The sequence below is a fragment of the Streptomyces anatolicus genome, assembly GCF_019400875.1.
In the GTDB taxonomy this organism is placed as follows: domain Bacteria; phylum Actinomycetota; class Actinomycetes; order Streptomycetales; family Streptomycetaceae; genus Streptomyces; species Streptomyces anatolicus.
This window is the reverse complement of the sequence record NZ_WMBF01000309.1, coordinates 1-7,545: the sequence shown is the minus strand read 5'-3', so window position 1 is coordinate 7,545 and position 7,545 is coordinate 1. Positions and strand designations below refer to the sequence as shown.

At 72.1% G+C, this 7,545-nt stretch carries 7 protein-coding genes; 2 read left to right on the top strand and 5 right to left on the bottom strand.

All coding sequences use genetic code 11. From position 1 onward, the window contains the following. Positions 1-589 (bottom strand): TetR family transcriptional regulator (locus GKQ77_RS23195; RefSeq protein ID WP_219690858.1); only part of this gene is annotated, 589 nt, incomplete at its 3' end. 94 nt (positions 590-683) lie between these two features. Continuing rightward, positions 684-2,465 carry a 3-hydroxyacyl-CoA dehydrogenase family protein gene (locus GKQ77_RS23190; protein WP_219690856.1) on the bottom strand — a complete coding sequence of 594 codons (1,782 nt, stop codon included), beginning with the start codon at positions 2,463-2,465 and terminating at the stop codon, positions 684-686. A 392-nt stretch (positions 2,466-2,857) separates the two neighbouring features. On the opposite strand from GKQ77_RS23190, the gene GKQ77_RS23185 reads away from it, so the two are divergent. Continuing rightward, entirely contained in the window at positions 2,858-3,427 is a 570-nt protein-coding gene (locus GKQ77_RS23185; RefSeq protein ID WP_219690855.1) for an adenylosuccinate lyase, read from the top strand. Between the two features lie 53 nt (positions 3,428-3,480). On the opposite strand, the gene GKQ77_RS23180 is transcribed toward GKQ77_RS23185, so the two are convergent. From GKQ77_RS23180 to GKQ77_RS23170, 3 genes are all read right to left on the bottom strand, one after another. Next, positions 3,481-3,879: a RidA family protein gene (locus tag GKQ77_RS23180; protein ID WP_219690854.1), complete on the bottom strand. Its 399-nt coding sequence runs from the start codon at positions 3,877-3,879 to the stop codon at positions 3,481-3,483. Next, the gene (locus tag GKQ77_RS23175) at positions 3,876-5,504 is read right to left on the bottom strand and encodes an alpha/beta hydrolase (protein WP_219690853.1); all 1,629 of its coding nucleotides are present in this window, start codon (positions 5,502-5,504) and stop codon (positions 3,876-3,878) included. The genes GKQ77_RS23180 and GKQ77_RS23175 overlap by 4 nt, the downstream gene beginning before the upstream one ends. Before the next feature lie 156 nt (positions 5,505-5,660). Continuing rightward, entirely contained in the window at positions 5,661-6,707 is a 1,047-nt protein-coding gene (locus GKQ77_RS23170) for an Rv2578c family radical SAM protein (RefSeq protein ID WP_219690852.1), read from the bottom strand. A gap of 293 nt (positions 6,708-7,000) precedes the next feature. Here GKQ77_RS23170 and GKQ77_RS23165 point away from each other — a divergent pair. Continuing rightward, positions 7,001-7,545, top strand: a 545-nt coding sequence (locus GKQ77_RS23165; protein WP_308117758.1) for a GNAT family N-acetyltransferase, incomplete at its 3' end; no start/stop codon positions are given.

Here is a 7,545-nt window from a genome sequence, read left to right as displayed (position 1 = left end):
GGACGTGGTTGTGGGCCGTGACCACCGCGGACGCGGCGACCTCGGCGAGCAGCGGGTCGTCGTTGCCGTCGTGGTGCGCGTGCTCGTCGAAGTGGCCCAGGAGATAGCGGGTGAAGAGCCGTTCGTAACGGGCCACCGAGGCGATCTCGCGCTCGCGGAGCGTGGGCACCTCGCGGGTGAGGCGGTAGCGCTCCACGGAGACCGCGGGCGAGGCCGCGTACATCTTCATGACCTCCTTGATGCCCCGGCACACCGTGTCCAGCGGGTGCTCGTGCGGGGGAGCGGCGTTGAGCACCGCCTCCGCGCGGATCAGGGTGTCGTCGTGGTCGGGGAAGATCGCCTCTTCCTTGGAGCGGAAGTGCCGGAAGAAGGTCCGGCGGGCGACACCCGCGGCGGCGGCGATCTCGTCCACCGTCGTCGCCTCGTACCCCTTGGTCGCGAACAGCTCCATGGCCGCGGCCGCCAGCTCCCTGCGCATCTTGAGCCGTTGGGCGGCGGCCCGGCTGCCCGCGGCGCTCTCCGGAGCGTCGGGCGTAGCGGGCGTACGTGAGGACTTGGCGGCCTTGGACATGCCACGAACGTACTGCATATGCGCGGCGCGGTGCTCCCGAGGGACGGGGCCGCCCGGGGGCCCGAGCAGCCCGCCCCAGTCCGCCCGCGCCCCCCGGTGCTCCTCGGCCGGCTCAGCGCCGGGCATATTCGCGGAAGCCCCGGCCCGTCTTGCGGCCGAGGCAGCCCGCGGCCACCAGGTGTTCGAGCAGCGGCGCCGGGGCGAGGCCCGGGTCGCGGAACTCGCGGTGCAGGACCTTCTCGATGGCCAGCGAGACGTCAAGGCCCACGACATCCAGCAGCTCGAAGGGGCCCATGGGGTAGCCGCCGCCGAGCTTCATCGCGGCGTCGATGTCGTCGAGCGTGGCGTAGTGCTCCTGGACCATCTTGATCGCGTTGTTGAGGTAGGGGAACAGCAGCGCGTTCACGATGAAGCCCGCGCGGTCGCCGCAGTCCACCGGGTGCTTGCGGATGGTCGCGCAGACCTCGCGGACCGTGGCGTGCACATCGTCGGCGGTCAGCACGGTGCGGACCACCTCGACGAGCTTCATCGCCGGGGCCGGGTTGAAGAAGTGCATGCCGATCACGTCGCGCGGGCGCATGGTGGCGCGGGCGCAGGCCACCACCGGCAGCGACGAGGTGGTGGTCGCCAGGATCGCGCCCGGCTTGCAGACCTTGTCGAGCGCCTGGAACAGCTGCCGCTTGACCTCCAGGTCCTCGGCGATGGCCTCGAGCGCCAGGTCGACGTCGGCGAACGCCTCGTAGGAACCGGCCGGAGTGATCCGGTCCAGGGTCTTCGCCGCGGCCTCGGCCGTCATCCTGCCCTTGTCGACGGAGCGCGTCAGGGACTTGCCGACCCGGGCCTTGGCGGCCTGGGCCTTCTCCTCGGTGCGCGCGGCGAGCACTACGTCGTAACCGGCCTTGGCGAAGACCTCCGCGATGCCGGACGCCATCGTCCCCGAGCCCGCGACACCGACGGAGCGGACGGTACGTCCCTGGGCGCGCCGCTCGCCCTCCAGCGGGGTCAGCGCGTCGGGCACCACCTCCGCGCTGCCCGGCTCGGCGTACGTGTAGAAGCCGCGCCCCGCCTTGCGGCCGGTCAGGCCCGCCTCGCTGAGCTGCTTGAGGATGGGCGCCGGCGCGTGCAGCCGGTCGCGCGACTCGGCGTACATGGCGTCGAGGACCGTGCGCGCGGTGTCCACGCCGATCAGGTCGAGCAGCGCGAGCGGGCCCATCGGCAGCCCGCAGCCGAGCTTCATCGCGGCGTCGATGTCCTCGCGGGAGGCGTACTTCGCCTCGTACATCGCGGCGGCCTGGTTGAGGTAGCCGAAGAGCAGCCCGTCGGCGACGAAGCCGGGCCGGTCGCCGACCGCGATGGGCTCCTTGCCCAGGGCGTGCGCCAGCTCGGTGACCGCGGCGACGGCGGCGGGGGAGGTCAGCACGGACGAGACGACCTCGACGAGCTTCATCGCGGGCGCCGGGTTGAAGAAGTGCAGGCCCAACACCCGCTCGGGGCACGCCGATTCGGCGGCGAGACGGGTCACGGAGAGCGCGTTGGTGCCGGTCGCGATGATCGTCTCGGGGCGCACCACGCCGTCCAGCTCGCGGATGATCTGCTGCTTGATCTCGTACGACTCCGGGGCGACCTCGATCACCAGGTCGGCGTCGGCTGCGGCGCGCGGATCGGTGAAGGTGCGGAAGCGGGCGAGGATGCCGCGCCGCTCCTCCTCGGTGAGGCGCTCGCGGCGCACGGCACGGGCGGTGGAGGTCTCCAGGGCCGTGACCGCCTGGGTGGCCGCCGCCTGGCTGATGTCGATGCCGATGACCTCACGGCCCGCGCGGGCCAGGACCTCGGCGATTCCGGTGCCCATGGTGCCCAGACCGATGACGGCGACCGTGTTCAAGGGAGTGTCCATGCGTGGACTCCAGAAGAGAGTGACGACTGAGGGGCGCACGCGGACAGGAGCTGTCGCGGGGCGTGCGGAGAGGGGGGTGTCGGGTGTCGTGGCCGGGCGGCGCGAAGGTCCACGCCCGGTGGGCGGCGCGAAGATCCGCGCCTGGTGAGCGGCGGGGGTCCACGCCTGGTGAGAAGCCGACCGGCCCTGTCCCGGAGCCGTGCCGTACTGAGATACCGAACCGACTAACACCCACGACGGCTGCGTCACCAGGCCGTCGCGAGGAGGTGCTCACGGGGAGTGTGCCCCGCTCACATGAGATTAACCGCCGAGTAACGAGCGCGCCAGCCCGCCGGGATCCCCGATCTCTGTGATCTACATCGCGACCGCCGCGCAACGCTTAGGCTCGCGCCATGGATGAGGAGTTGCGGACGGTGACGGAGCGTTTACGCCGTGAGGCGGGGGCCTCGCAGGAGTACGAGAGGCTGGTCGCGACCGGTGACCTCGACGAACTGGCCGAGGTGCTCGTCTCTCCCGGGCAGCCCCTGTGGGCGCGGGAGTTGGTGGCGGTCCGGCTCGGCATGGCCGGGGACCGCAGGGCCTTCGAGTCGCTCGTCCTCCTCCTCAACCACCGGGACCCCCCGCGGTGCGCCGCCGCCGCCCACGCCCTGGCCCGCCTCGGCGACCCCCGCACGGCACGCGCCGCGGCGGCCCTCGCGACCAACGAACTCCGCGTCGCCTACGCCCTCTACCCCGTGCGCCTGCTGACGGAGCTGCGCGCCCCGGAGTCGGCGCCCGCGCTGATCACCACGCTGCGCCGCAGACTCGCGCCGCACGACCCCTACGGCAAGATCGCGCTCGCCTGTGTGGAAGGGCTCGGCGCGCTGGGCGACGGGCGGGCCCGCCCGGTCCTGACCGAGGCGTGCGGTCACCCCAGGCTCGCGGCGGCGGCCGCGGCGGCGCTGGCGCGGCTGCCGGAGTGAGGCCGTGGCTACTGGGCGCGGGGGTGCGCATCTGTGCCGGGTGAGGCCCGCGGCTACTCGGCCACCACGGCGAACGCCTCTATCTCCATCAGGAACTCGGGGGCGACCAGAGAGACGACCTGCACCGCCGAGGCCGCGGGCAGCCGCTCAGGGTCCAGGAAGGCGTCCCGCGCGGCGCGCACCGCCGGCATGTGCGCCATGTCCGTCACGAAGTACGTCAGCTTCACCACGTCGTCGAAGGTGGCGCCCGCCGCGGCGAGGCAGCGCCGCAGGTTCTCGAAGATCTGGCGGGCCTGGGCCGCCGCGTCGCCCTCGCCGACCAGCTCGCCCTTCTCGTCCAGGGCCAACTGGCCGGACACCGCTATGAAGCGGCCCGAGCCCATCACGACGTGGGTGTACGCGGAGGCGGGGGCGACGCCCTCGGGGGCGCTGATGTGGGTCAGTCGGCTCATGTCCCCATGGTGGACCACGGCACTGACAACGCCCCGCGCCCGGGCCGGGTGGAGCCGGCTTTGGCGCGCGACGGCTTCGGCTCCGCGGGCGCCTCGCACACGGCGTCGGCCTCACCGCCGCCCCCGGAGGCCTCACCGCCGACTCCCGGGGTCTCGACACCGGCCCCTGGAACCTCACCGGTCGTCAGGTAAGCCGTCAAGTGCCGGTCCAGGCAGGCGTTTCCGCGGAGCGTGACACCGTGGTTGCCACCGCCCTCCTCGACGACCAGGCGAGATCCGCGCAGCTTCCGGTGCAGGGCGACCGCGCCCCCGTACGGAGTGGCCGGATCGTCGGTCGCCTGGAAGAGCAGCACGGGCGGCAGCGCGGAGTTGGAGACGTCCGGCGGGCTCAGGTGGTGCGTCGGCCAGAACGCGCACGGGGCGTTGTACCAGGCGTTGTTCCAGGTGGAGAAGGGTGCCTTCGCGTGCACGCGCGCGTTGTCCTCGCGCCACGTACGCCAGTCGCGCGGCCACAGCGCGTCCCGGCACTGTACGGCCGTGTAGACGCTGTAGCCGTTCTCGTCCGCCGCCGTGCCGTTCGCGCCGAAACGCTCGTACGCCGTGAGGAGCGGGCGGGGGTCCTTGTCGTTCACGTACGCCGCGAAGGCCTCGGCGAGGCGGGGCCAGAGGCCGTTGTAGTAGCCGCCCGGCAGGAAGGTGTCCTCCAGCTCGGCGGCGCCCACCTTCTTGCCCGCCGGGTTCTCGGCCAGCGCGTCCCGCATCGCGTACCACCTGGCCTCGACCTTGTCGGGGTCCTTGCCGAGGCCGTACGCCGTGTCGTGCCGGGCGATCCAGGCCATGAGCGCCTTGTGGCGGGCGTCGAAAGCCTGGTCCTGGCGGAGGTTGGCCTCGTACCAGACGCCGTCCGGGTCGACCAGGGAGTCGAGCGCCATCCGGCGCACGCGGTGCGGATAGAGCTTTCCGTAGACCGCGCCCAGGTAGCTGCCGTACGAGTAGCCGAAGAAGTTCAGCCGCTCCGCGCCGAGGGCCGCGCGGATGGCGTCCATGTCCTTGACCGTGCTCACCGTGTCGATGAACGGCAGAACGTCCCCGTGCCGGGAGGCGCACCCCTGCGCGAAGGCCCGCGCCCGGTCGAGGTTGGCCTGCTCCGCCTCGGGCGTCCTGGGGACGGTGTCCGGCCGTACGGGCTTGAAGTGCCCGGGGCGGCAGTTGAGCGAGGGCTCGCTCTTGCCGACGCCGCGCGGGTCGAAGCCGATCACGTCGTACTGGGCGGCGACTTCTTCGGGCAGCGCCCTGGCGACGGATCCGGCCATGCCGAGACCGCTGCCGCCCGGACCGCCGGGGTTGACCAGGAGCTGCCCCTGGAACGTCTGCGCGGTGTGCGGGACGCGCGACAGGGCGAGGGTGATCTGCCGCCCGTCCGGCTCTTCGTGGTCGAGCGGGACCTTCAGCGAGGCGCACTGCAGCGCGGGCAGGGCCTTCGTCGCACACGCCTTCCACGCTAGGGGGGCGTGCGTGGCGCGTGCCGTGGGCGGGGCGGACGGGACGCCCGCGGCGGGCGGCACGGCGGCGGCAAGCCCGGTCAGCGCGGCGAGCGAGCAGAGGGCGACAGCGCGTGTGTTCATCAGGCTCCCCAGGGCGGAGGGTCCGGGGCCGTGCACGCCACGACCTCTGGCGCATCGTCCCGGAAAGCCCGCCGTGAAGCGGGCGTTCCGCCGCGGAACAACCTGAAAGGAGCAGGCTCGGCGCCGGATACTCGACGTCTGGAGACGGGGTGAGCCTTACAGCAGCGTGAGCTGGGTGGGGCCGGCCGTCGGCTCCGGCCCCGGTTCCGGTTGCTTGGGTACGCGGATCCGGCGGGAGGCACCCGCGCGCGTGGGGCCGATGCCGAACTCCTCGGCCAGTTCGTGGACATGCCGGGTGATGCGCCGCTGGTACCACTTCGGGGCGTAGGCCCCCTCCGCGTACAGCCGCTCGTACCGCCGCACCAGATGCGGATGGTGCTGCCCCACCCACGTCATGAACCACTCGCGCGCGCCCGGCCGCAGATGCAGCACCAGCGGTGTCACGGAGGTCGCGCCGGAGGCGGCGATGGCCCGCACCGTGGCGCGCAGCTGGTCGGGGTGGTCGCCCAGGAAGGGGATGACGGGCGCCATCAGGACCCCGCAGCCGATGCCGTGGTCGGTGAGGGTGCGTACGACGTCCAGGCGCCGCTCCGGAGCGGGCGTGCCGGGCTCGACGGTGCGCCACAGCTCCTGGTCGGTGAAGCCGACGGAGACGGAGATGCCGACGTCGGTCACCGCGGCCGCCTGCCGCAGCAGATCGAGGTCGCGCAGGATCAGCGTGCCCTTCGTCAGGATCGAGAAGGGGTTGCCGCGGTCGCGCAGGGCCTCGATGATCCCCGGCATCAGGCGGTAGCGGCCTTCCGCGCGCTGGTAGCAGTCGACGTTGGTGCCCATGGCGATGTGGTCGCCGTGCCAGCGGGGCGAGGCGAGCTGGCGGCGGAGCAGTTCGGCGGCGTTGACCTTCACGACGATCTGGCTGTCGAACCCGATGCCGGTGTCCAGGTCCAGATAGCTGTGGGTCTTGCGCGCGAAACAGTAGACGCACGCGTGCGTGCAGCCCCGGTACGGGTTCACCGTCCATTCGAACGGCATGCGGGACGCGCCCGGCACGCGGTTCACGATCGAGCGGGCCCGGATCTCGTGGAAGGTGATCCCCGCGAATTCGGGGGTGTCGAAGGTCCGTGTCGTCACCGCGTCCGCGCCGAACAGCGCGGGGTCCGCAGTGGCCTGGCGCGGCCCGCCGGAGAGGTTCTCCCAGCGCATGAGGCCTCCTCGGTAGCACTGACCTCAGAATAGAACACATGTTCCCTTGATCGTGCGAGTCGGTCCTCGGTGGGCCGTCGTTTGATAGCGTCCCGTCAAGCGTGATCTGCGTGATCCGCGCTCGGTCTTTGTGATCCGCGCTCGCTATGTGTGATCCGCCGTGACGAGGGAGGTTGATGAATATGGCCCGCCAGGCGCTTCATCCGCATGCCCTTGTCCGGGTCGCGCGAGCCTGAGGAAGCAGGGCTCACCGCGAGCGGCCCGGTCGTCATCGCAACGACCTGGAGTGTCGCGTGTCCACCTTCTCCGTCTTCTCCCTCACCACCGAACTGACCACCGAGCGCCTTCTGCTGAGGCCCTGGAGCCGGGGCGAGGTCGCCGACGTCCTCGCCGACCGCCGGTCGCCGCGCTGGGCGCGGGACTTCCCTGCCGAGGGCGACCGCGTCATCGCGGGCGTCATCGCCGAGCAGATCGCCGGAGCCTCCGGCGGCACTGATGGCTCCGGAGGCTCCGACGACCCCGGCGCGCACGGTCATCGGCTGATCATCGAACGCGAGAGCGATCTGGTGGTCGGTTCCCTGAGCCTGCTCTGGCCGCCGAGCGAGGGTTCGGTGGAGATCGGCTACGGCGTCGTCGCCTCGCGTCGTGGCCGCGGCTATGCCTCGGAGGCCACCCGGGCGCTTGTGGCCCACGCCCTGACCTCGCCGGAGGTCACCACCGTGTACGCAGAGGTCGAACTCGCCAACCCCGCCTCCGTCCGCGCCTTGGAGAAGGCGGGCCTGCACCGCTGGAGCGACGACGGGACAGTGGCCCGCTTCCGGGCCACGTCCCCCAAGCC